Origin of the sequence: Microbacterium sp. Root1433D1 (assembly GCF_001426835.1) — a bacterium.
GTDB lineage: Bacteria > Actinomycetota > Actinomycetes > Actinomycetales > Microbacteriaceae > Microbacterium > Microbacterium maritypicum.
The window spans coordinates 744,520-765,735 of sequence record NZ_LMFN01000002.1 but is presented as its reverse complement, the minus strand read 5'-3'; the positions used below and the strand labels follow the sequence as shown (position 1 = coordinate 765,735).

Annotated in this window: 15 protein-coding genes and 1 tRNA gene; 13 read left to right on the top strand and 3 right to left on the bottom strand. The window is 68.8% G+C overall.

Annotation, left to right across the window (positions count from 1 at the left end):
• Positions 1-18 precede the first annotated feature (18 nt).
• Positions 19-1,623, top strand: coding sequence for a phosphoglycerate dehydrogenase (gene serA / locus ASD13_RS09595; protein WP_055868642.1), 1,605 nt, complete (start codon positions 19-21; stop codon positions 1,621-1,623).
• A gap of 63 nt (positions 1,624-1,686) precedes the next feature.
• On the opposite strand, the gene ASD13_RS09590 is transcribed toward serA, so the two are convergent.
• Positions 1,687-2,229 (bottom strand): TetR/AcrR family transcriptional regulator, encoded by a 543-nt coding sequence (locus ASD13_RS09590; RefSeq protein WP_055868640.1) that lies wholly within the window; start codon positions 2,227-2,229, stop codon positions 1,687-1,689.
• Positions 2,230-2,324: 95 nt separating this feature from the next.
• Here ASD13_RS09590 and ASD13_RS09585 point away from each other — a divergent pair, with 95 nt between their 5' ends.
• From ASD13_RS09585 to ASD13_RS09550, 8 genes are all read left to right on the top strand, one after another.
• Positions 2,325-3,860 (top strand): MFS transporter, encoded by a 1,536-nt coding sequence (locus ASD13_RS09585; protein ID WP_055868638.1) that lies wholly within the window; start codon positions 2,325-2,327, stop codon positions 3,858-3,860.
• Positions 3,861-3,941: 81 nt separating this feature from the next.
• Positions 3,942-4,985 (top strand): 3-isopropylmalate dehydrogenase, encoded by a 1,044-nt coding sequence (locus ASD13_RS09580; RefSeq protein WP_055868636.1) that lies wholly within the window; start codon positions 3,942-3,944, stop codon positions 4,983-4,985.
• Positions 4,986-5,045: 60 nt separating this feature from the next.
• The gene (locus ASD13_RS09575) at positions 5,046-6,146 is read left to right on the top strand and encodes a branched-chain amino acid aminotransferase (protein WP_055869170.1); all 1,101 of its coding nucleotides are present in this window, start codon (positions 5,046-5,048) and stop codon (positions 6,144-6,146) included.
• Between the two features lie 124 nt (positions 6,147-6,270).
• Positions 6,271-7,047, top strand: coding sequence for a fumarylacetoacetate hydrolase family protein (locus ASD13_RS09570; RefSeq protein ID WP_017830796.1), 777 nt, complete (start codon positions 6,271-6,273; stop codon positions 7,045-7,047).
• Positions 7,044-8,303 carry an MFS transporter gene (locus tag ASD13_RS09565; RefSeq protein ID WP_055868634.1) on the top strand — a complete coding sequence of 420 codons (1,260 nt, stop codon included), beginning with the start codon at positions 7,044-7,046 and terminating at the stop codon, positions 8,301-8,303. Before ASD13_RS09570 ends, ASD13_RS09565 begins: the two co-directional genes overlap by 4 nt.
• Before the next feature lie 71 nt (positions 8,304-8,374).
• Positions 8,375-9,064: a class I SAM-dependent methyltransferase gene (locus ASD13_RS09560; protein ID WP_235562515.1), complete on the top strand. Its 690-nt coding sequence runs from the start codon at positions 8,375-8,377 to the stop codon at positions 9,062-9,064.
• A 53-nt stretch (positions 9,065-9,117) separates the two neighbouring features.
• Positions 9,118-10,623 carry a glutamate--tRNA ligase gene (gene gltX / locus ASD13_RS09555; protein ID WP_055868629.1) on the top strand — a complete coding sequence of 502 codons (1,506 nt, stop codon included), beginning with the start codon at positions 9,118-9,120 and terminating at the stop codon, positions 10,621-10,623.
• Positions 10,624-10,724: 101 nt separating this feature from the next.
• Positions 10,725-10,796: transfer RNA gene (locus ASD13_RS09550), tRNA-Gln, on the top strand.
• A 146-nt stretch (positions 10,797-10,942) separates the two neighbouring features.
• On the opposite strand, the gene ASD13_RS09545 is transcribed toward ASD13_RS09550, so the two are convergent.
• Together ASD13_RS09545 and ASD13_RS09540 are read right to left on the bottom strand one after the other, a co-directional pair.
• Positions 10,943-13,978, bottom strand: coding sequence for a LamG domain-containing protein (locus ASD13_RS09545; protein ID WP_235562514.1), 3,036 nt, complete (start codon positions 13,976-13,978; stop codon positions 10,943-10,945).
• 57 nt (positions 13,979-14,035) lie between these two features.
• Positions 14,036-14,737, bottom strand: coding sequence for an HAD family hydrolase (locus ASD13_RS09540; protein ID WP_055868627.1), 702 nt, complete (start codon positions 14,735-14,737; stop codon positions 14,036-14,038).
• 190 nt (positions 14,738-14,927) lie between these two features.
• Between ASD13_RS09540 and ASD13_RS09535 the strand changes: the two genes are divergently transcribed.
• The 4 genes from ASD13_RS09535 to ASD13_RS09520 all read left to right on the top strand — a co-directional run bounded on the left by ASD13_RS09535 (position 14,928) and on the right by ASD13_RS09520 (position 21,194).
• A complete protein-coding gene (locus ASD13_RS09535; RefSeq protein WP_082524212.1) occupies positions 14,928-15,647 on the top strand; it encodes a GntR family transcriptional regulator in 720 nt (239 codons plus the stop codon).
• A 72-nt stretch (positions 15,648-15,719) separates the two neighbouring features.
• Positions 15,720-17,183: a DUF3375 domain-containing protein gene (locus tag ASD13_RS09530; RefSeq protein WP_055868622.1), complete on the top strand. Its 1,464-nt coding sequence runs from the start codon at positions 15,720-15,722 to the stop codon at positions 17,181-17,183.
• The gene (locus ASD13_RS09525) at positions 17,176-17,838 is read left to right on the top strand and encodes a DUF4194 domain-containing protein (protein ID WP_055868619.1); all 663 of its coding nucleotides are present in this window, start codon (positions 17,176-17,178) and stop codon (positions 17,836-17,838) included. Before ASD13_RS09530 ends, ASD13_RS09525 begins: the two co-directional genes overlap by 8 nt.
• Positions 17,835-21,194: an ATP-binding protein gene (locus ASD13_RS09520; RefSeq protein ID WP_055868617.1), complete on the top strand. Its 3,360-nt coding sequence runs from the start codon at positions 17,835-17,837 to the stop codon at positions 21,192-21,194. The genes ASD13_RS09525 and ASD13_RS09520 overlap by 4 nt, the downstream gene beginning before the upstream one ends.
• Positions 21,195-21,216: the final 22 nt, after the last annotated feature.

The following is a 21,216-nucleotide window of genomic DNA, read 5'->3' as shown; positions in this document are numbered from 1 at the left end:
TGCCCCGAAGGATCCACTGTGCCGAAGCCTGTCGTGCTTATCGCCGAAGTACTCTCTCCCGCCACGATCGACGCTCTCGGTCCCGACTTCGACGTCCGCGACGTCGACGGCACCGACCGGGAGGCGCTGTTCGCGGCGCTCGCGGACGCGGACGCCGTGCTGGTCCGCTCGGCGACCCGCATCGACGAGGAGGCTCTGACTCACGCCCCGAAGCTGAAGGTCGTCGCCCGCGCCGGCGTGGGCCTCGACAACGTCGACATCAAGGCGGCCACCGCGGCCGGTGTCATGGTCGTGAACGCGCCGACCTCGAACATCGTCTCGGCCGCCGAGCTCACGGTCGGCCACATCCTCAGCCTCGCTCGCCGTATTCCCGCCGCGCACGCCTCGCTGTCCGCCGGCGCGTGGAAGCGCAGCTCGTTCACCGGCGCCGAACTGTTCGAGAAGACCGTCGGCATCGTCGGCCTCGGCCGCATCGGTGCCCTCGTCGCCGCCCGACTCGCGGCGTTCGACATGCGCGTCGTCGCCTACGACCCTTACGTCACCTCGGCACGTGCCCAGCAGCTGGGCGTGCAGCTGCTCTCGCTCGACGAGCTCGTGGCCGAGTCCGACTTCCTGACCATCCACATGCCCAAGACGCCCGAGACGACGGGCATGATCGGCGCCGAGCAGTTCAAGGCCATGAAGCCGACCGCCTTCGTGGTCAACGTGGCGCGCGGTGGGCTCATCGACGAGGAGGCGCTGCACGCGGCTCTCGTCGCGGGCGAGATCGCGGGTGCCGGCCTCGACGTCTTCACCTCCGAGCCCCCGGCAGAGGGGGGCACCGCCCGCCCGCTCCTGGATCTTCCCAACGTCGTCGTCACCCCGCACCTCGGTGCCAGCACGGAAGAGGCGCAGGAGAAGGCGGGCGTCTCGGTCGCGAAGTCCGTGCGCCTCGCGCTCGGCGGCGATCTGGTGCCGGACGCGGTGAACGTCGCCGGTGGTGTGATCGATCCCTACGTGCGCCCCGGCATCTCGCTCGTCGAGAAGCTCGGACAGATCTTCGCAGCGCTCGCGACCTCGCCGCTCACCAGCCTCGACGTCGAGGTGCACGGTGAGCTGAACGACTACGACGTGAGCGTGCTGAAGCTCGCGGCGCTCAAGGGCGTCTTCACGAACATCGTCAGCGAGACCGTCTCGTACGTGAACGCTCCGCTGCTCGCCGAGCAGCGCGGCATCGCGGTGCGTCTGCTCAAGGACGATGTGAGCGACGAGTACCGCAACGTGATCACGCTGAGCGGTGCGCTCTCCGACGGCTCGCAGCTCTCGGTCTCCGGAACGCTGACCGGTCCGAAGCAGACCGAGAAGCTGGTCGGCATCAACGACCACACCCTCGAGCTGCCCATCGAGAAGAACCATGTCGTGATGCTCTACACCGACCGTCCCGGCATCGTGGCCGTCTACGGCCAGAAGTTCGGCGAAGCCGGCATCAACATCGCGGGCATGCAGATCGCCCGTCAGGCGGCCGGCGCGCAGGCGCTCAGCGTGCTGACGCTCGACTCGCCCGTGTCGGAGGAGCTGCTCGAAGACGTGAGCGCCGCGATCGACGCCGACCTCTTCCGCCAGATCGAGATCACCGAGGTCTGATCGGCGACAGACGAAGGAGGGCGGGAGCGCGATGCTCCCGCCCTCCTTCGCGTTTCGACGGGTTCAGGCCGTCGCCTTCAGTACCAGTGCGATCAGCTCGGCGAGTTCATCGCTGCGAGGGACCAGTCGCTCCGGTCCGTGCACATCGAGCGAGTTGTTGAAGTAGAGCCCGTCGCTGACGAGCATCACGAGATCGAGGCTCGCACTGTCGCGCACGTGCGGGCGAATCGTCTCCGCCCAGCGACGCCTCGTGTCGCGGAGCATGTCCGCCGCGGGGATCGAGCCGCCCTGTGCGAGGCGGGTCGTGGCGATCAGCACCCGATCGAGCGCGTCGTCCTCCATCACCGAGGTGCGCACGTAGTAGGCGACGGGGCCCTCGTCGGCAGTTGTCATGCGCTCGAGGTCGAGGGTCGTGAGGCGATCCAGCCGCTCGACGAGCCCGGCCTCGAGCTCATCCTTCGACCCGAAGTGGTACAGCAATCCGCCCTTCGAGACGCCGGCCGCCTTGGCGGTGGCTTCGAGAGTGGCGGCACGCTCTCCCTCTTCGATGAGGATCGCTTCGAAGGCGTCGAGCACCTTCTCGCGGGCGAGGGGAGGTCGGGGCATCGTGGATCCTCTGCACAGGGAAAGGGAGGGAATTCTGTTACTATACCATCCGGACGGTTCACTAACCGTGCGATCACGATCCTGAGAGGTGTTCCATGACCCGTACTGCGTCGATCCCGACGACAGAGACGGATGCTCCCCGCGTCGGAGCCCGCGGCTGGGCGGCGCTCGTCGTCCTCATGCTGCCGGTGCTGCTGGTCTCGGTGGACAACACGGTGCTGAGCTTCGCGCTCCCCGAGATCTCCATCGCGCTCGCCCCCACGGGCGCGGAGCAGCTGTGGATCATCGACGTGTACCCCCTGGTGCTCGCCGGACTCCTCGTCACGATGGGCACGCTGGGCGACCGCTTCGGTCGACGCCGGATGCTGCTGATCGGAGCGACCGGCTTCGCCGCGGTCTCCGCCCTCGCGGCGTTCGCCCCGACCGCCGGGCTGCTCATCGCCGCCCGCGCGCTCCTGGGCTTCTTCGGCGCCATGTTGATGCCGTCGACCCTCTCCCTCCTGCGTTCGATCTTCCAGAACCGCGACCAGCGCCGCATGGCCATCGCGGTGTGGGCCTCGGCGTTCTCCGCCGGGTCGGCACTGGGCCCGATCGTGGGCGGCATCCTCCTCGAGCACTTCGCCTGGGGATCGGTCTTCCTGATCGCCGTTCCCGTGCTCATCCCGTTGCTCATCGCCGCGCCGCTGCTGGTCCCGGAGAGCCGTGACCCGAACCCGGGGCGGATCGACCTGATCAGCATCGCGCTGTCGATGGCGACCATGATCCCGGTGGTCTACGCGATCAAGTCCCTGGCGGTGGACGGCCCGAGCCTCACGGCCGGCGCGTGGGCACTGCTCGGCTTCGGGATGGGCTACCTGTTCGTCCGTCGCCAGCTGCGGGTGAAGAGCCCGATGCTCGACATGGCGCTGTTCCGTCGCGGTTCGTTCTCCGGAGCGATCCTGGTGAACCTGCTCAGTGTCGTCGCACTCGTCGGCTTCCTCTACTTCGTGTCGCAGCACCTGCAGCTCGTCCTCGGGCTGTCACCGATGATGGCCGGTTTCGCACTGGTCCCCGGCATGCTCGCGATGATCGTCGCCGGGCTCTCGGTCGTGCCGGTCTCGCGTCGGGTGCCTCCGCACATCGTCATCCCCGCCGGGCTGGCGTTCTCGGTGGCCGGATACCTCATCGTGGCGTTCACGACGCATGAGCACGGTGTCCTGCCGCTCGTGGTGGCGTTCGTGGTGCTCGGCATCGGCATCGGCGCGGCGGAGACGATCTCCAACGAGCTGATCCTGTCGAGCGCTCCCGCGGCCAAGGCGGGGGCGGCGAGTGCCGTGTCCGAGACCGCGTACGAACTGGGCGCCGTGCTGGGCACGGCCGTCCTCGGCGGCATCATCACCGCCTTCTACCGCGGGGCGCTCGTGCTTCCGGAGGGGCTGCCTGCCGACGTCGCGCATGCGGCGGGCGAGACGCTCGCCGGTGCCTACACCGCCGCTCAGGAGCTGCCCGATCAACTCGGGACCGCGTTGTGGGATGCCGCAGCCGCGGCGTTCGGCTCCGGCGTGATGGTGACGTCGCTCATCGGTGCGGGGCTCGTGGTCGTCGCCGGCGTGATCGCCGCCGTCACACTGCGCAAAGCCCCCTCGCACTGACCAGTACGCTGGGAGGACCGGCTCGTTCGCCCCGCGGCGGGCGCGGGCCGGTCCATCCCCGTGCAGTGCGCAAGGAGTCTCATGTCGCGTGTCGTGAAGCTGGCCGTCATCCCCGGTGACGGCATCGGTCCCGAGGTCATCGCCGAGGCGGAGAAGGTGCTCGACGCCGTCACCGCCGACAGCGGAGTGGTCTTCGACAAGACCCGCTTCTCGCTCGGTGCCGGCCGTTTCCTCGACACGGGGGAGACCCTCACCGATGACGACCTCGCCGCGATCGCCGCGAACGACGCGATCCTGCTGGGCGCGGTCGGCGGAAAGCCGGGCGACCCGCGTCTCAAGGACGCCAACATCGAGCGCGGTCTACTCCTCAAGCTGCGCTTCACCCTCGACCACTACGTGAATCTGCGGCCGTCCAAGCTCTTCGCCGGCGCCCCGGGCCCGCTGTCCGACCCGGGTGAGATCGACTTCGTCGTGGTGCGTGAAGGCACGGAGGGGCCGTACGTCGGCAACGGCGGGGCGATCCGCAAGGGGACCCCGCAGGAGGTCGCGAACGAGACCTCGGTGAACACCGCCTTCGGCGTGGAGCGCGTGGTGCGCTACGCGTTCGACCTCGCCGAGCGCCGCCGCAAGAAGGTGACGCTCGTACACAAGACCAATGTGCTCGTGCACGCGGGGGCCATCTGGCAGCGCATCGTGAACGAGGTGGCGGCCGAGCACCCCGACGTCGCCGTCGACTACCTGCACGTCGATGCCGCCACGATCTTCCTGGTCACCGATCCCTCGCGCTTCGACGTGATCGTGACCGACAACCTGTTCGGCGACATCCTCACCGACCTCGCCGGTGCCGTCACGGGCGGCATCGGTCTCGCCGCGTCGGGGAACATCAACCCCGATGGCGCCTTCCCGTCGATGTTCGAGCCCGTGCACGGCTCGGCACCCGACATCGCGGGTCAGCAGAAGGCCGATCCGACCGCTGCGATCCTCTCGATCGCGCTGCTGCTGGACCACCTCGGCCTCACTGAGGAATCCGCGCGTGTGAGCGCTGCGGTCGAGGCCGACATCGCCGCCCGCACCGCGGCTCGCACGACGGCGGAGATCGGCTCCGCGATCACTGCACGCCTCTGACTGCAGGCGTAGGCTGAACGGGCGCGAGGATGCGCCCACCCACGAGGAATGGATGATGAGATGACGACCATCGATGCCGAGGCGACCGTGGCTCCCCTGGAGTTCGCCGTCACGAAGAACCTGACCGCAGCGTCGCCCGCACGGCTGGCCGAGGTGCTGGAGAACCCGGGCTTCGGCGTGGTCTTCACCGATCACATGGTCGACATCTGCTGGTCGGCCAAGGGCGGCTGGCACCGTCCGCGCGTGCAGCCGTACGGCCCGATCCCGCTCGACCCCGCAGCGTCTGTGCTGCACTATGCGCAGGAGATCTTCGAGGGCATCAAGGCCTACCGTCACGCCGACGGCTCGATCCACACGTTCCGCCCCGACCGCAACGCCGCGCGCCTGCAGGCCAGCGCCCGCCGCCTCGCGCTGCCCGAGCTTCCGACCGAGTACTTCATCCAGTCGCTGCGCGAGCTCGTCGCCGTCGACGGACGCTGGGTGCCCACGGGTGCCGACCAGAGCCTCTACCTGCGTCCGTTCATGTTCGCCAAGGAGGCGTTCCTGGGCGTCCGCGCCGCGCAGAAGGTCGCGTACTACGTGATCGCCAGCCCCGCAGGTGCCTACTTCTCCGGTGGAGTGAAGCCGGTGCGCATCTGGCTCTCCGAGGAGTACGCCCGCGCCGGCAAGGGCGGCACCGGCAAGGCCAAGACCGGCGGCAACTATGCATCGAGCCTGCTCGCGCAGAGCGAGGCCAGTGCCAAGGGCTGCGACCAGGTCGTGTTCCTCGACGAGAAGCGCAACGTCGAGGAGCTCGGCGGCATGAACGTCGTCTTCGTCTTCAAGGACGGGCGCGTCGTCACCCCCGAGTCCGACAGCATCCTCGAGGGCATCACCCGCGACTCGCTGCTGCAGCTGGCGGAAGACCGCGGCTACACGGTGGAGAAGCGGCCGATCTCGATCGACGAGTGGCGCGAGGGCGTCGCGTCGGGCGACATCGTGGAGGTGTTCGCCTGCGGCACGGCCGCCGTCGTCACCCCGATCGGCGCTCTCGTGGGCGACGGGTTCGACGAGCCGCAGCCACTGGGTGAGCTCGCGCTCTCGCTGCGCGAGGAGCTCACCGACATCCAGTACGGCCGCCGTGAGGACAAGCACGGCTGGCTGCTGCGCCTCGACGCCTGAGTTTCCAGTTGCCGAGACCCACGCTCCCCGCCGAGACCCACTCTGTGTTTCTTCCGGGAGGGTGGGTCTCGTCGCGTGCCGTGGGTCTCGGCGACCGCCGGGCGCGCTCGGTAGGCTGGATCCCATGAAGATCGCCCGGTTCAGCCACGACGAAGCCATCATGTACGGGATCATCGACGAGCGCGAGCTCGTGGTGCTCGCCGGCGACCCGATGTTCACCGGGTACGAGACCACCGGCGCTCGGGTGCCGCTCGCGGATGCCGCCCTGCTCGCCCCGGTGATCCCGCGGTCGAAGGTCGTCTGCGTCGGCAAGAACTATCACGATCATGCCGCCGAGATGGGGGGAGAGGCCCCTGAGGAGCCCCTGCTGTTCCTCAAGCCGAACACTGCGGTGATCGGCCCCGGAGACGCGATCGTGCGGCCGACGCTCTCCGAGCGCACCGAGTACGAGGGCGAACTGGTCGTCGTGATCGGCAAGATCGCGAAGAACGTCAAGGCCGAGAATGCGCTCGACTACGTGCTCGGCTACACGATCGGCAACGACGTGACCGCTCGCGACCTCCAGCGCAAGGATGGTCAGTGGTCGCGCGCGAAGGGCTTCGACACGTTCTGCCCGCTGGGACCGGTGATCGAGACTGACTTCGACCCGGCGAACGCGACGATCGAGACGCGCGTGAACGGCGAGGTGCGCCAGCACGCCCCGCTCACCGACATGATCCACTCGGTACCGGCGATCATCGAGTACGCCTCGGCCGTGTTCACCCTGCTCCCCGGCGATGTCATCATGACCGGCACCCCGGCCGGTGTCGGCACGTTCGCGGCCGGTGACGTCGTCGAGGTCGAGATCTCGGGATTGGGCATTCTGCGCAACACCGCGCGCGACGCCGTTCCCGCGTCATGACCGATGTCGCCCTGACGGCGGCGCAGCAGACGGCGGTCCAGCGGCGCACCGTGCTGGTGCTGTCGTTCGGGCAGGTGCTCGGCGGTATCGCCTTCGGGGCCACGGTCTCGCTCGGCGCGCTTCTTGCTGCCGACATCTCGGGGAACGACGCGCTCTCCGGTTTGGCGACGGCTTCCGTGACGCTGGGAGCGGCGGCGTGCGCCATCCCGCTCGCCCGCCTCGCCGCGCGCGTCGGACGCCGCCGCGCGCTCACGCTCGGCAACCTGTTCGCGCTGGTCGGCATCGCGGTGGTGATCCTCGCCGCTGCCCTGCGGATCTTCCCCCTGCTGCTCGCCGGGATCCTGATGATCGGCGCAGGCAATGCGGGAAACCTCCAGTCGCGATTCGCGGCGACCGATCTCGCCGCCCCGCAGCACCGAGGCCGCGACCTGTCGATCGTCGTCTGGTCGACGACCATCGGCGGTGTCGCCGGCCCCCTGCTGCTGGGCCCTGGGGAGATCGTCGGGCAGGCGGTCGGGATGCCACCGCAGACGGGCTCGTATCTGTTCTCCTTCGTCGCGCAGTGCGCGGCGCTGCTGCTCTACATCGTCGCGCTGCGTCCTGATCCGCTTCTGGCGGCCCAGCGGCTCGCGAAGGCGTCGACCGCGGACGCCGGAACGGTGGCGGTGGATCGCCCGCGGGTCGCCCGCTATGCGATCTTCGCGATCGCCGGCTCTCATGTGGTGATGGCCTCGGTCATGGCCATGACTCCCGTGCACCTGTCGCACATGGCCCACGGCGCCGGGGGCATGGCCGCGAGTCCGGCAGATGTCTCGGCGCTCGTGGGGATCACGATCGCCCTGCACGTCGGTGGCATGTACGCCCTGTCCCCGGTCTTCGGTGTGCTGGCCGATCGATGGGGCCGACTGCAGGTCGTTCTGCTCGGACAGGTACTGCTCGCCGGAGCTCTCGCGTTCGCCGTGTTCACCGGTACGGAGGCGTGGGGCGTGATGGTGGCCCTCATCCTGCTGGGGCTGGGGTGGAGCGCGGCGACGGTCGCCGGCGCCGCACTGCTCACCGAGGCTTCGGCGCCCGAGCTGCGCACCCGCAGGCAGGGGCGCAGCGATTCGCTGATGAGCCTCTCGGCTGCCGCCGGGTCTGTGCTTGCCGGTGTGGTGCTGTCGAACTTCCAGTACTCGGGACTCGGCATCGCGGCTTTCGTCCTGGTCGTCGTGATCGTAGCGCTCTCCCCGCTCGCCCGCTCCGGCGTCCGATGAAGGACTGGGTCGGCGTCGGCGAGGCATATTCCGCTTCCTACGCCGCACTCTGCGCAGGGACCTTCTCGGCGATGCAACGCGCACTCGGCGCACCGGGAGGGCGCAGCCTGCTCGATGTCGGCGCGGGCGACGGCAGGCTCGCTGCACTGTGGGCGGAGACGGGATGGAGCGTCCAGGCGTGCGAGCCGGAGGAGTCGATGCGTAGGGTGTCGCGCCGCGAGCGACCGCAGGTCGACACGATCGATGCGGGGCTGCCGGATCTGCCGTTCGCCGACGGTGCCGTCGATGTGGTGGTCGCGAACTTCGTCCTGAACCATGTCGCCTCTCCGCGCAGGTCAGCCGCCGAGCTGCGGCGCGTGAGCCGTGGCGCCGTGGTCGCGACGACCTGGACGCTCTCGCCCTCCTGGTTCTGGGCGGAGGTCACCGAGCGCGCGAGGGTGACCCCGTTCGCCGGTGCGAAGCTCCCGGCCGACGAGGATTTCGAGCGGACCGCCGACGGTTTCGCGCGGATGCTGCGGGACGCGGGTCTGGAGCGCGTGGTCGTCACCGAGCACGGCTGGACCTGGAACGCGGACCCGGATGTGCTCTGGCATTCGGTCGAAGGGGGCGTCGCCGGGGCGGGTGCTCTCTATGCCCGTCTCGACGCCGATGATCGTCGGCGATTCCGTGCGGCGTTCGAGCGCGTCGTGGATGAGCGCGCTGCGCACGGCGCGCTCCCGCTCGAGCATCGTGCGGCCGTGGCTGTGAGCCCATTTTCCTGAGGGCCCTCCGCCCACCCGCGATGCGACGGCCGTCCCCGTAGAATCGAAGGGCTATGGCTACCCCTCACCCCCTCACCACGACTGTCAGTGGTGCCGACGTCCGCGTCCGCTTCTGCCCCTCGCCGACCGGACTGCCGCATGTCGGCATGGTCCGCACGGCTCTCTACAACTGGGCCTACGCCCGTCACAACGGCGGGAAGATGGTGTTCCGCATCGAGGACACCGACGCTGCCCGTGACAGCGAGGAGAGCTTCCGCCAGCTGGTCGATGCTCTGACCTGGCTCAAGATCGACTGGGATGAGGGCGTCGAGGTCGGCGGACCGCACGCTCCGTACCGGCAGTCCGAGCGTCATGACATCTATCGCGAGGTGATCGACAAGCTCATCGCCACGGGCGCACTCTACGAGAGCTTCTCCACGGCCGAGGAGATCGACGCGCGCAACGAGGCCGCAGGCCGCGCCAAGCAGCTCGGCTACGACAACTTCGACCGCGATCTCACCGACGAGCAGAAGGAGGCGTTCCGCGCCGAGGGTCGCCAGCCTGCGCTACGCCTGCGGGTACCGGACGAGGACGTCACCTACGTCGACCTGATCCGCGGCGAGGTCACCTTCCCCGCCGGCTCGTTCCCCGACTTCGTGGTCGTGCGTCCGAACGGCGTGCCGCTGTACACCTTCGTGAACCCGGTCGACGACGCCCTGATGGGTATCACCCACGTGCTGCGTGGCGAGGACCTCATGCCCTCGACCGCACGCCAGCTCTCTCTGTACGCCGCGCTCATCGACGCGGGCGTCACGACGTTCGTGCCGCGCTTCGCGCACATGCCCCTGGTGTTGGGAGAGACCGGCAACAAGAAGCTCTCCAAGCGCGACCCGCAGGCCGACCTGTTCCTGCACCGGGACCGCGGCTTCATTCCCGAGGGGCTGCTCAACTACCTCGCGCTGCTCGGCTGGTCGATCGGTCCCGACCGCGACGTGTTCTCGCTCGACGAGTTCACGGCCGCGTTCGACATCGTCAACGTCAACCCGAACCCGGCCCGTTTCGACCAGAAGAAGGCCGAGTCGATCAACGGCGATCACATCCGGATGCTGGGGGAGAAGGACTTCGCCGAGCGCACGATCCCGTATCTCGCCGCGGCCGGTCTGTTCGACGAGCCCACGCACGAGCAGCTGGTGACGGCCTTCCGCGTCGCACCTCTCGTGCAGGAGCGCGTGCAGCTGCTGGGCGAGGTCCCCGGCATGGTGGGCTTCCTGTTCGCCGACGAGGTCACGTACGCCGAGGATGCGCTCAAGGGGCTGCCGGCGAACGCCGCCGAGGTGCTCGATGCCTGCGTCGTCGCGCTCGAGCCGCTGGAGGAGTTCACACCGGAGAAGATCCAGGAGGCCCTGGCCGCGGAGCTGGTCGAGAAGCTCGAGCTCAAGCCGCGCATCGCCTACGGCCCGCCGCGCGTGGCCATCACGGGCCGCCGGATCTCCCCGCCGCTGTTCGAGTCGATGGAGCTGCTGGGCAAGGAGGAGTCGCTTCGTCGTCTGCGCTCCTTGTCGGCGTTCCTCGCCAGCTGAGGCGCGACGCGCCCGGGCGGCGGATCACGGCCCACTGGTTTTGGTGTTCCGCCGCCGCTCGGGTAGGCTTGATTCTCGGTGCGAGGCTCCGGTTTCGCCCTTGGGGTATGGTGTAATTGGCAACACGACGGTTTCTGGTTCCGTTATTCTTGGTTCGAGTCCAGGTACCCCAGCAAGTCGAAAACCCCCGCTCAGGCGGGGGTTTCGTCGTTTCCGGCCCAGTATCGCCAGAGCAGTTCGGCTGCGTGTCCACCGCGACCACGAAAGCCCCCTGCATCCCGTGTCAGCACAGGATCCAGAGGGCTTTCGTGATGGCGCGTCAGACCGAGCGGCGGCGCAGGTGGAACAGCCACGCGCCCGCGGCCAGCAGAGTGAGGGCAAGGCCCGTCCAGACCCAGCCGATCGTGCCGTCTGCGCCGGTCGTCGCCAGGGGGTCGGGAGAGCTGTCGGCTCCGGGGTTCGTGTCGGTGCCGTGGCCGTCGCCGGGGCTTCCGTTCCCGGTGCCTCCGTCGCCGTCCTCTCCAGGCGTTCCCGCGTCGACCGCGGCGAACTCCACCGAGGCCAGCACTCTGCTCTGGACGCCGGTCAGCACCAGGTCCGACCCCTCGATGGCGAAGCTGTCGACGCCGCTGGCCGTGACCGTGGAACCCGCGATCCGGAAACCGGCCGCCGGGGTGAGGGTCAGCCGCACCTGGCCCCCACGATCGGCGACGCCCTCTGCGGGCGAGACGGCGCCCCCGCGCACCTCGGTGCGATAGCTGAAGCGCACGGTCTGGGCCTCCACCGCGTCGACGGCGGCCTTCAGCGCGTCGAAGCTCGTACGAAGCTGCTCGCTCGTCGGTGCCGCTGCGGCACGTCGGTCGAGCGGGGCTGCTTCCCCTGCGAGCAGAGCGGCACTGTTCGACGTCGCGGTGGCGAGCGCCTCGCCGAGGGTCTGATCGAAGACCCGGCCGTTGGCGGCCTCGACCTCGTTCGCGTTCATCAGCTCGGTGGCGTACTCCACCGCCTGGGAGAGCGCGGCGTTCTCGGCGGTGGAGTCGCCCGCCGCGAACAGGGCGGCGACCTCGGTTCCGGTCAACGCCGTGTCCCACATCCGCAGGTCGTCCATGTCGAGACCGATGCCGTAGCTCTTGCTCCCGTCGACGCCCACGAGCATGTTCAGACCACTGGTCATGCTGCCGATGCCCGCGATGCTCATCTCCTTGGCCAGCACGCCGTCCAGGTAAGTGCTCGCCACGTTGCGCGTGCGATCCACGGTCACGGTCATGTGGTGCCACGAACCCCGGTAGTCGCCGACATCACCGGTCGCGTATACGCCGTTCGCGCCGTCGCCGAGCGTGAACTCGAGCTTGCCGGTGTTGGTTCCCTCCGGCGCGAGGTTGATGCCGGAGCGGTACCAGTTCGCCCAGTTCTTGTTGCTGATGATCGCGCCGTAGCCGCTGACTCCTGTGACCTTCGTCCAGAAGCCGATGGTGAGGTCCTTGTCCGTGCCGAGATCGAACTCGGGGCGGGACCCGAGGTCGATGTAGTTGCTCGCGCCGCCGCCGATGCGTACCGCCGTTCCCGACGCGCCGGGGCGGTCGGTGTCGACATAGGAGACCGATCCGACCGGCTTCGCCGCGGGAGCCGTGCCCGCATGTGCGCCGGTGTCTCCGAGGTCGCCCTCGAAGGCGAGGTGCAGGAATTCGCCGTCCGGCGCAGGCGCGGGCGCCGCCGGGAAGTCGGGGAAGACGAGCTCGCCGGCCGTGCGCACGATGCCGGTGAGCGGCTCGGACGCGTTCTGGAAGTCATCGTAGGCGGTGACCGTGACGGTGTAGTTCTTCGCCGCCTTCAGGCCGCGGATGTCGAAGCCCATCGTGTTCGGGGTCATGTAGAACCGCGAGTACGCCTTGAACGAACCGGCGACGGACTTCGGGGCGTTGCTTCCGAAGTCGGGCACCTGATTCGCCGTGAACGGCACGGGGTTGCCGGCCTGGTCGCGGATCTCGACCTCGTAGTGGTTCACGAGCTCATCGTCCTTCGCCTGGTCGAAGCGCAGCGTGAGGGACTGCTCTGCGATGTCGCTCGCGGTCACGGCAGCGGCACCCCACCATGGTGCGACCGTGCTGCGCTGATCCGCGGTGTACGTGAAGCCGCTCTTGCCCTCGGTCGTGTCGATGACCCAGGGCATGCCGATCCACCGCTGATGGGTGACATCGAAGCGGCGGATGACCGTGCGCCCGTCGGTGAGCACAGACACGAAGTTCGCGCTCTTCTGCGGGACCCCGGCGGCGGCATCGCCCTGGTTGCCGCCGAAGTAGCCGCCGCCGATGAAGTCAGCGGGGACATCTTGGTAGATGTAGTTCATCGACGCGTTCTCGTAGACGGTGAAGTCCTTCTGGAAGATGCTCGTCTCCGGGTTCGATGAGAAATGAGTGTGCGCGGAACCCAGCATCACCTGCGGGTAGTCCGCGAGGATGCGCTGCAGATCGGGTCCTGCCATGTCGTAGTCGGCATGGAAGGGGCCACCCAGCGAGGTGCCGGCGTACCCGCTGTGGATCGAGACGAAGATCGGCGAGGCCGGGTCGTAGTCGGGCTTCGCCGCGATCTCCTGGAGCGTGCTGCGGAGGTAGGCCTGGTAGCCGGAGCGCTGGCCGCTGTATCCGAACGTGTTCGTGCCGTTGTAGTCGAGGCCGATGAAGTCGATGCCCTCGATCGTCGTGTGGAAGTTGCTCACGTAGCCGGTGTCGGCGTTCGGGTAGAACCACTCCGGCGCACCGGCGGGCGCGTTCGAGCGTGCGGCCTCGAACGTCGTGCCCATCAGATCGGCGATGTCGTGGTTGCCCTGTGTCAGAAGCACCTGCGACTCCGGGAACGTCTCGCGCATGACGCGTTCGACCGCGCGGTACCAGCCGGCGACCTTCTCGCTGTCGCCGGCGAGGTGAGCGGAGTACTCGGGATCGTTCGCGCCGACGACGTCGCCGTTGTCGACGACGACGCGGGGTTCGAACCCCTTCGCCTCTGCCCAGGAGCGCAACGCCTGGAAGTGCGGCTTCGCCCCCTCATAGGCGACCTGCTCCGATGTCTTGTCGGCCGTGGCGGAGCCGCCGAGCTCGGTGTCGGACATCGTGATGAACTCGAGCGTCGCCTCCGCATCGTTGTAGGCGTCGTTCGCGGCCTCGATGCGCTGCGGGGTCATCGGCTCGGTGGCAGGAAGGGAGGCGGGGTCCGCCATCGGTGCGATCGCCGCGGCGGGCAGGGCGGGCAGGAGCAGGGTGAGCGCTGCAGCGGCGGCGATCACCCCTCCGCCCAGAGCACGGCGCCGTGCCGGTTCGGGGCGGGGGTGCGTCTTCATCGGATCATCAGGGGTCAGCATGGAGCTTCCTCACGGGGTGTTGGTCGGGTGCGAACGGGGAGAGATCGGACGAGCAGGTCAGGGGAGCGCGGGCTCGAGGGCCATCACCGAGGCCACCCACCCGGCGGTCACAGGGCGGAGGTCGGGGATGCACGCGGTCGCGCCGCTCGTGGCGCGCAGGTCGGCTCGCACCTGTACGACCCGGCCTCCGGCCGCGACGGCGGCCAGGACTCCGACCTCCGAGTCCTCGAACACCAGACCGGTGCCGGGGTCGATGCCGAGCAGATCGAATGCCTGCAGATAGGGCTCGGGCTCCGGCTTCGTGTGCTGCACGTCATCAGCCGTGACGACGACGTCGAATGCGCCCAGAGCGAGGCTTTCGGCGACCGCATCGACCCAGCGGTGCGTCGAGCTCGTCACCAGCGCGATGCGGATCCCTTCTCCGCGGAGGTGTCCGAGCGCCTCCTCGGCGCCGGACACCCACGACAGGCGGTCGGCGAAGGCGTCGATCGTGAGCGCCTCGAGGTCGGCGGCGACCTCGGCGGCTCGGGCGGACAGGCCGCCGACCTCGATCAGCGCGTGGGCGGCCTCGATGCTGGAGAGACCCTCGAACTCGACGAGCTGTGCAGACGAGACCGCCGCGCCGTCGAGCGCGAGCCGGGCGCGGATCGCGTCGAGCCACAGCCGCTCGCTGTCGACGAGCGTGCCGTCGAGGTCGAAGAGCACGGCAGCGGGCTGCGCGGGAACGCGGTGATCGGAGGAGGGCGTCGACGGGGTCACGGGTTGATTACCCCTTCTCACGGTGTGCAGAGGAGGGCGCGCAGATGAACGACGACGGAACGATCGGTGTCTCCGGGCGCGACACGCGGGACAACTGTGAACTGCTGTCCCGTTCGCGCGATCGCGGGCCTCGTGGCTCACCTAGTCTGAGATGGTGCCACCGGCGAACCCGCGCCCCCATCGCGAGATCATGAGCGATCTGATGACCAGGATCATCGACGGAGAGTTCGCCCCGGATTCCCGGCTTCCGTCCGAGACGAAGCTGGGGCACCATTACGGCTCGACCCGGGGAACGGTGCGCCGAGCACTCGCGGGGCTCGAGGAGCGAGGGCTGGTGTCGCCGGTTCAGGGCACGGGCTGGATCGTGCGTTCGGGGCGTCCGAGCCAGTCGTTCGAAGAGCTGCGGTCGTTCGCCCAGTGGGCGCGGTCGAAGGGGATGACACCCGGAGGGCTGGTGCGACGCAAGGAGTTCGGAGAGGCGACAGCAGCCGAGGCACGCCGTCTGTGGGTGAGCCCGAGGGCACGGGTGCTCCGCGTGACGAGGACGCGCAGCATCGACGGGCGCGACGTCATGCTGGAGCGCACCTCCTATCCCGACTGGATCGCCGATCGGGTCGCCGCGATCGCCGACGACGAAGCCTCGGTCGTCGAGGCGCTCACTCGCGACTTCGGTGTCGTGACCGCCTTCGCCGAGCACGCCATCGACGCTGTCCCGGTCTCCAGTGCGGACGCCACCCTGCTCGGCGTTCGTCGCGCGAGCCCGCTGCTGCGTGTGCGCCGGGTGAGTTACGCCTCGGCCGGTGAACCGATCGAGTACGGGGAGGATCGCTACCTTCCGGATGCCGTGACGTTCCTGGTCACGGCATCGCGGGAGAGCACGCCGCTCACGCGTACCGAGTTCTCGCGGTAGATCCGGGGCCTGCCCGGGCACCAGGCCCGCGTCGCGTCCGGCGACGTCGAGGGCGCCGAGTAATGTGAATACGTGACAGGAACACGAGCAGAAGCGGCATTCTCCCGCGCTGTCACCGCATTCAGCACTCCGACGCTCGATCTGCTGCACGGTCGCTTCGCGCCCTTCGTGGTGGCCTCGCTCTCGCTCCTGTTCACCGCCGACCGGGCATCCATCCCGATCGCCGATGCGCAGGCTGAGCTCTCCGAGATCCTCGACGAGTTGCGGGGAGCGGGCGACGATGAGGACGACCGTCGGGTACCGGCGGGGACGGGACGCGACGTCGCCAGGAACTGGGTGCGGCTGGGCTGGCTGGTGCAGCAGATCGATGAGGACGTCGAGGTGTACCGGCTGTCCGCGCACGCGGTGGAGGCACTGGAGATCGCGGGACGCACGGGAGGAGGCCGCACGCGTGTCTCCAACTCACGGGTGCGCACGCTCCTCGAAGCCGTGGAGCATCTGGCCGACAGTGCCGAGGCCGATCCCCTCCGCCGGCTCGCCCGTCTGCGTGAGGAGCGCGCCGCGCTCGACGCCGAGATCGACCGGATCGAGGAATCGGGCCGGGCCGATCCGCTGGACGACGAAGAGCTCTACGAGGAAGCCGAGAACGTGCTGCATCTGGCGCGCGAGCTCCCGGCCGACTTCACACGGGTCGCCGAGTCCCTCAAGCTGATGCAGCGCGACGTCGTCGCCCATCTGCGCCGCGACGAGCGGCCGACGGGTGAGGTGCTCCGCGAATACCTCCAGCGCGCGCAGGACGTGATGAACTCGACGCCGGAAGGGCGCGCGTTCGCCGGTGCCCTGAGACTCATCGGCGATCCGGACCGCATCGATGCGCTCACCGAACAGCTGCACGGCCTGCTCCGGCAGCCGTTCGCCCGCATGCTCGACGCCACCCAGCGTGCCGAACTCGATGCGATCGGGCGTCGGGTGGAACTCGGCGTCGAGGAGGTCCTCGCCGCGCAGCGGCGGGCATCCCATGTCATCACCGGCCAGGTGAAGACCCATGATCCGCTGCGGGACCGTCAGATCGACGACCTGCTCCGCGACGTCATCGCCGCGCTTCACGTCTGGGATGGCACGGGGGCGAGCGCCGCGCCGGTGCGCAGCCTCCCACTCATCGATCTGGGTCACCTCAGACAGACGGTGAGCAGCATCCGCCCTCCCGCCGTCCCCGCCCCGCTCGCGGATGCCGAGGATGTCGAGTTCCCCGATATCGACACGCGAGCGTGGGGTGGTCCGAGGTATGCGGAGCTCGAAGAGTACGTCTCGAACCTCGGCCCGGAGTTCGATCTCGCGACCGCGTTCGAGGATGCCGCCGACGACACCCGCCGGCCCGTCGACCTCGTCGGACTGCTCGAGATCGCTCATCGCAACGGCATGACCGAGAGCGATGCGGTCTCGGTCGTCGAGGCGCTGCGTCCCGACGGCTCGACACGACGTTTCGCGTTCGGCGCCGTCACGGCGCGCAACCCGAAGGAAGAAGCACATGCCTGAAGAGAGCCTCGTGACGGAAGCGCCGGTGGACGACGCGTTCATCGCCCCCGTCCCGATGGAAGACGACATCGAGGAGCACTTCGCGGGTGATCGAGGGACGCTCGATCCCGAGATCCGACGGCTGCTCGCGCACATCCTCCAGCGTCGTTTCATCGCCGCGGAGCGCAATCGTCGGGAGTGGACGCTTCTGCTCGACCACCAGCAGGTGATCGAGTCGCGGCTGAACGACCTCTACCTCCGCCTGGTCGTCGACCACGGTCGCGGATTCGCCTACAAGCAGCAGCTGCGCTCCGACGAGATCGACATGCCGGTGCTGCTGAAGGACGCGCCCTACACGCGAGCCGAGACCCTGGTGCTGGTGCATCTTCGCACGGTGTATCAACGCGAGTCCGCCGCCGGTGAGGCATCCGTGCGCATCGACATCGAAGACCTCGAGCAGACGGTGCTCAGCTACTTCACCGACGTCGACGGGGGCACGGCCCGACAGCAGAAGGCCATCCGGAACGCGATGGACCGTCTGGATCGAGAGGGCATCGTCCAGGAGGAGACCAGTGGGCGCTATCGGATCAGTGCGCTCGTCGAGGTCGTCCTCAGCGCCGAGACCCTGAAAGAGCTTCGCGATTGGCTGCGGTCGCAGGAAGTGGTGGAACGATGACCATGGTGGACACGCTCTTCGGACTCATCCCCGCGGGGTCGCGGGGACAGCAGTGGGTCGCGGAGGAGCTGCAGCTGATCAACTGGGGCGGATACGACGCCGGCCCCCATCGTGTGCGCTTCTCACCCGACGCGACCCTGCTCTGCGGGGGCTCGGGTTCCGGCAAGTCCACCCTCATGGATGCGTACATCGCCTTGATGATGCCCCACACGACGCCGTTCAACGGCGCCTCGAACGGCGGAGTGACGGGTCGCCCTCGCGGCGACGAGCAGCGGAACATCCTCTCCTACGGGCGCGGGAAGATCGACGAATCCCGCACCGAGGACGGCACGAAGCTGCGTGTGCTGCGCGGCGACGGCGAAGACACATGGAGTGCGATCGCGACGACGTGGCTCGACCACGACGGATCGCGTTTCACCGCGGTGCGCGCGTGGTACATCCCCGCGGATGCTCGCACTCTGGAGGACACGACCCGGGTGCGGGCCACCGTGAACGGGGCATTCGATCTGGGGCTTCTGGAGAAGGCGGCCACGCAGAGGCTCTCCGATGCGTCGGTACGGGCGACGGGACTGGAGACCCTGGCGACGGACCGCGAGTTCTCGGCGCGGCTGCAGGCGGTTCTCGGCATCGGGGCGGCAGGTTCCGGTGCGAAGGCGATCAGCCTCCTGGCGAGGATCCAGGCGGGGCAGCAGATCACGACGGTCGACGATCTGTACAAGAAGCTCGTGTTGGAAGAGCCAGAGACCATGGCCACCGCCGATGCCGTGGTGGCGCATTTCGACGAACTCGAGAGCACGCGCACGAGGATGCTCACCGCGAAGCAGCAGGTGAGCGCGCTCGAGCCGATCCGCGGGATCAAGGACCGCATCGCCGCGGCCGCCGAACGCGTGCGGGTGATCGACGAGGTCGGCGTCTTCACCGATCCCTCCTCGCTCGCCGCGCTCTGGAACGCGCAGCGGCGCCTGGATCTGCTGCGCGAGGTCGAGGTCGAGCTGGGGGATCGCACCCGCGCGCTCAGCCTCGCCGTCCGCGAGAAGCGCGCCCTCGTCGATGCCGCCGATCTCGAGCGTGAAGGCCTCCTCGATGTGCTGCGGCAGTCCGGCGGCGACCGCCTGGAGACCGCACAGCGTGAGCTGCGCGTGGCCGAGCGTCGTCTGGAGGACGTCCGGCGGGAGAGGGCGAAGTTCGACGCGATCGCCGAGGAGCTCGGGGTGGAGGTCGAGACCGCCGCGCAGTTCGATGCCTTCGTGGCCGGCGCCCGGGGCTCGACGCCGAAGTCCGACATCCGCGACGCGCGTGCGGCCTTCGCGGATGCGGAGACGGCGCGCAGGACCGCCGAGGCCGAGATGCGGCGTCTGCGCGACGAACGCGAGAGGACCATCCGCGTGCGCGGCAGCATCCCCGCGCACCTCGACGAGTCACGCGCACTGCTCGCACAGGCGGTCGGACTCGCGCCATCGGATCTTCCGTTCGTCGGGGAACTCATCGAAGTGCGCACGGAGTTCGAGCCATGGCGCGAGGCCTTCAACCTCGCGCTCGGTGGCTTCGCGAGGACGCTTCTGATCGACGTCGAGCATCTGGCAGAGTTCCGTTCGGCCATCAACGCGGTGCGCACCCCGGAACGGCTCAACTACGAGGGCGTCCAGACGGGGCTCCCCGAGATGCGGGGCGCCGACCCGAAGACGCTCCCCGGGCGGCTCGACCACCTGCCCACGCCCTTCACCGGCTGGCTCCAGCAGAGACTCCAGGAGCGCTTCGGGTACGTCTGCGTGGACTCGTCGTCGCAGCTGGGCGCGCATCAGAGAGCGCTCACCATCAGCGGTCAGGTCTCGCAGGGGAGTCGCGGCGCGCACGGCGGGCAGGGCCGCGCCAACATGCTGGGCTTCACCAACGACCGTCGTCTGCGTGAGATCGATGAGCAGCTGCGGCAGCTGAGCGCTCGGCATGACGAGTGCGCCGCCTCTGCGGCGGACGCCGAGGCGGCCCTCGACCGGATCGAGGCGCGGTCGACCGCGTTCGCGAGGATCGATGACCTGACCTGGGAGCAGATCGATGTCGCCGCGGTGGAGGCGGAGCGAGAGCGCTGGGTCGCCGTCGAAGCCGAGGTCACCACGGCCAGCCCCGAGATCGGCCAGCTCCGGCACCAGGCCGACGACCTGAGGACTCGGGCGGCCCGGCTCCGCGACGACGAGGCGCGACTGAGCAATGAGCTCGCACAGACGCAGGATCACTGGGGCCAGGTCACCGACGACGTCGACGCGTGTCAGAGCGTCATCGATGCGGCCGCGGCATCGGGACTCGAGATGGGGGAGCGGCACGCATCGTTCCTCGATGGTCGATTCCTGCATTCCGAGACGGGGGACACCCCGTCCGCGGCGGAGCGACTGGCGCACCTGGACACCGCGCTGAGAACCGCGGCCCAGCGCCTTCACGAGGATCGCCGCGAGGCCGCCGAGGCCCACGAGCAGCAGCGCGAGAGCATGCGACGACTCATGACCGGGTTCCTGGAGCGGTGGGACAATCTGACGCTCCTGCCGGATCCGGACGCGTCGGTCGGGGAGTTCGAGAGCATTCTGGAGGCGCTCCAGACCAATGGACTGCACGAGCTGGAGACCGAGTGGCGCGACAGCCTCCTCAAGCTCTCCGGCAACGATCTGACGAGTCTCGACTCGACTCTCAGCCGTTCGCTGCGCGAGATCAAGGATCGCATCGATCCCATCAACCGCATCATGGAGGAGCTGCCCTTCTACGATGACGATCACCGCCTGCAGATCACCCCGCGGGAGAATCAGACGGAGGCGCGCAAGCGCTTCCGACGTGAGCTCCGCGAGGTGCGGGGACTGATCGATGCGGCCTCGACCGATGCGGAACGGGAGGCTGTGTATCGCAAGATGAGCCGCCTCATCGCCCGGATGCGTCGGACGGCGCCCGACTTCGCCGAACTCATCGACGTGCGAAACCACGTGCGGGTGAGCGCGGAGCGGGTCACCGCCGCGACACGAGAGCACGTCGCGCTCTACGATCACATCGGCGAGAAGTCCGGAGGGGAGTCCCAGGAGCTCGTCGCCTTCATCGTCGGCGCTGCTCTGCGCTACCAACTCGGAGACGCGGGGGCGGCACGGCCGCGCTACGCGCCGGTCTTCATGGACGAAGCTCTGATCAAGGCGGATGCCCACTTCACCAAGCGCGCGATCGGCGCCTGGAGAGGACTCGGCTTCCAACTCGTGATCGGTGCGCCGAACGACAAGTACAGCGCGATCGAGCCGCACGTCGATGTCGAGTACAACATCCTCAAAGACACGCGCGGTCGCTCCTGGGCGAAGGCGAAGGTGGGGCTTCCGCAGGAGGCGGTCTGAGGAGAGGCGGTCTGAGGCGGCC

Coding starts and splice junctions, on each gene's coding strand:
- ASD13_RS09585 (WP_055868638.1), top strand. CDS start 2,325: ATGACCCGTACTGCGTCGATCCCGACGACAGAGACGGATGCTCCCCGC.
- ASD13_RS09535 (WP_082524212.1), top strand. CDS start 14,928: ATGAGCGATCTGATGACCAGGATCATCGACGGAGAGTTCGCCCCGGAT.
- ASD13_RS09565 (WP_055868634.1), top strand. CDS start 7,044: ATGACCGATGTCGCCCTGACGGCGGCGCAGCAGACGGCGGTCCAGCGG.
- ASD13_RS09575 (WP_055869170.1), top strand. CDS start 5,046: ATGACGACCATCGATGCCGAGGCGACCGTGGCTCCCCTGGAGTTCGCC.
- ASD13_RS09525 (WP_055868619.1), top strand. CDS start 17,176: ATGCCTGAAGAGAGCCTCGTGACGGAAGCGCCGGTGGACGACGCGTTC.
- gltX (WP_055868629.1), top strand. CDS start 9,118: ATGGCTACCCCTCACCCCCTCACCACGACTGTCAGTGGTGCCGACGTC.
- ASD13_RS09520 (WP_055868617.1), top strand. CDS start 17,835: ATGACCATGGTGGACACGCTCTTCGGACTCATCCCCGCGGGGTCGCGG.
- ASD13_RS09545 (WP_235562514.1), bottom strand. CDS start 13,978: ATGCTGACCCCTGATGATCCGATGAAGACGCACCCCCGCCCCGAACCG.
- ASD13_RS09560 (WP_235562515.1), top strand. CDS start 8,375: ATGCAACGCGCACTCGGCGCACCGGGAGGGCGCAGCCTGCTCGATGTC.
- ASD13_RS09580 (WP_055868636.1), top strand. CDS start 3,942: ATGTCGCGTGTCGTGAAGCTGGCCGTCATCCCCGGTGACGGCATCGGT.
- ASD13_RS09570 (WP_017830796.1), top strand. CDS start 6,271: ATGAAGATCGCCCGGTTCAGCCACGACGAAGCCATCATGTACGGGATC.
- ASD13_RS09590 (WP_055868640.1), bottom strand. CDS start 2,229: ATGCCCCGACCTCCCCTCGCCCGCGAGAAGGTGCTCGACGCCTTCGAA.